This is a genomic window from Streptomyces sp. NPDC002690 (assembly GCF_053592415.1).
The window spans coordinates 1-1,940 of the sequence record NZ_JBSFVR010000666.1 but is presented as its reverse complement, the minus strand read 5'-3'; the positions used below and the strand labels follow the sequence as shown (position 1 = coordinate 1,940).

Below are 1,940 nucleotides of genomic sequence, written 5' to 3'. Positions count from 1 at the left end.
GGGGCGGGCGGCAGTACGCCCGTCGTGGCCGCGAGCCCGAGCCCGAACCCGGCCCCGCCCCTGCCGGGGGCACGTCGACGAGCGGCAGTACGCCCGTCGTGGCCGCGAGCCCGAGCCCGAACCCGGCCCCGACCACCGCGCGGCGGGTGTATCCGGGGGCGGCGGACGGCCCCTCCCGTCGCCGGATCACCGCGCCCCCGCCGGGGCGGCCCCGGCCGCCGTGCCCGTACCGGCCGTGGGCAGGGCGGCGACCCGGAGGGAGGCGAAGCGGGGCCACCGCCCCCGGGCGTCGCCGTTGCGGATGCCGAGAGCGAGGCCGCCCCTGCCGTTCCCGCCGGCGGCCCGCGGCTCGGTCCAGTCGATCCGGAAGCGCCCGTCGACCACGACCTCCGTACGCGCTCCCCGCACGATGACGCGCACCCGGTGCACGGCGTTGTCCACGAGGGTGCGCCGCGCCACTTCGGCCCGCCGGTCTCCGGTGCCCGTGAAGAGGCTGACGTAACTGTGGCTCAGCGAGACCGTGACGGGCGCGAGGCTCCCGTCGCGTACGCCGATGCCGACGTCGTTCGTCGCCTCGCGCAGCCGGTCGACCGTCACGTCCACCGTGTAGTCGCTCCAGTCCGCCGTGGCGACGGGGCGGTAGGAGGCCGCCGCGTACCCCGTCCTCCCCGGATAGGGCCCATGGCCGGTGAAGACCCCGGCGCCGCCCGGACGCGTCGCGCCGGTGCGTTCCCAGCCGGCCGGGTCGCGCAACGGGTCGGGGCGGGCGCCCGGGGACACGGCCGTCCACAGTCCCAGTCCCGCGCGGAACGCCCGGAGGTCCGTCCCCCGGGTGATCTCCAGGCGCCGCACCTCGCGCGCCGCCGCGGCGCGGCGTCCGGCCGGGAGTGGCCGGTACGAGTTGTTCGACAGGGCGGCGGCGAACCGGCCGGTCAGCTCGTGCCGGAGGATTCCCTTCGAGGTGGGGAAGTTGGCGGGCTCGGACGCTTCGGAGAACGGGTACGCGAAGAGCCTGGGCCGGGGCAGGCCGTGCCGGGCGAACTCCGCGAGCGAGGTGTCCAGGTCCTCGGTGATCCTCGCCCGGTACTCGTCCTCGCGTTCCTGCCGTCGTTCCCCGGCCAGCCAGAGGCGGTTGGAGAGCGCCGACGCGCGCGTGCCCGCCCCGTCCACGGCGTCCCGGTGGTGCAGGGCGTGGGTGTGGTCCTCGAAGTCCCACCGGCCGGAGGCGGCCATGCGGCCGATCTCCTGCCAGGAGAGGTAGTACGGGCGGTGGCTGCCCACCGAACCGGTGATCAGGAACGCCGCCGCGCGCATCCGGTGCGCGGCGAGGATGCGGTCGGCGTGCACCCAGAGCCCGTGGGCGCCGTCGTCGAAGGTGAGGTAGACGGACCGGCGGGCGGGCGGGTCTCCCCCTTCCAGGTAGTGGACGAACTCCTCGGTGGACAGGCTCCGGTAGCCGGCCCGCGCCAGAGCGGTCAGCTGCGCGTCGAAGGACTCCGGGGTGACCGTGTATGTGCTGCGGCCGTGCGGCCCGATGTCGTGGTACGCCAGCACGACGGGTGGCGCCGCCGCTCCGGCCGCCGCGACGGCGCCGTGCCGCGGTCCGGCCTCACCGACGGCGGGGCGTGCTTTTGCCGGTGGTTCGGCCTGCGGGGTGACCGCCCTGCGGTAGGTGTCGTACCGCCACACCCCGTAGAAGGGGAGGGCGAGAAGGGCGAGGGCCAGCAGCCCCAGCAGTGCCCGTACCCCGGTCGCGCGCACGCGTCCCGAGCCGGACCGTCCCGGGCGTCTCACCTCAGGGCCCCCCGGGACAGGACCAGCAGATAGAGGGCGACGACCACGCAGGCGGTCAGGAACCCGGCCAGCAGCCGGGCGGCGCGCCGTGCCGCTCCCCCGACGCCCCCACGCGCACCGGCGCGCGCGCCCGCTTCCGTGCGGCC

The 1,940-nt window shown here is 76.6% G+C and carries 2 protein-coding genes; both read right to left on the bottom strand.

Annotation, left to right across the window (positions count from 1 at the left end; translation table 11 throughout):
- Positions 1-190 (bottom strand): hypothetical protein (locus ACWD3D_RS36490; protein WP_451464947.1); only part of this gene is annotated, 190 nt, incomplete at its 3' end.
- Complete coding sequence (locus ACWD3D_RS36485) at positions 187-1,761, bottom strand: polysaccharide deacetylase family protein (RefSeq protein WP_451464946.1); 1,575 nt, start codon at positions 1,759-1,761, stop codon at positions 187-189. The genes ACWD3D_RS36490 and ACWD3D_RS36485, both read right to left, overlap by 4 nt.
- Positions 1,762-1,940: the final 179 nt, after the last annotated feature.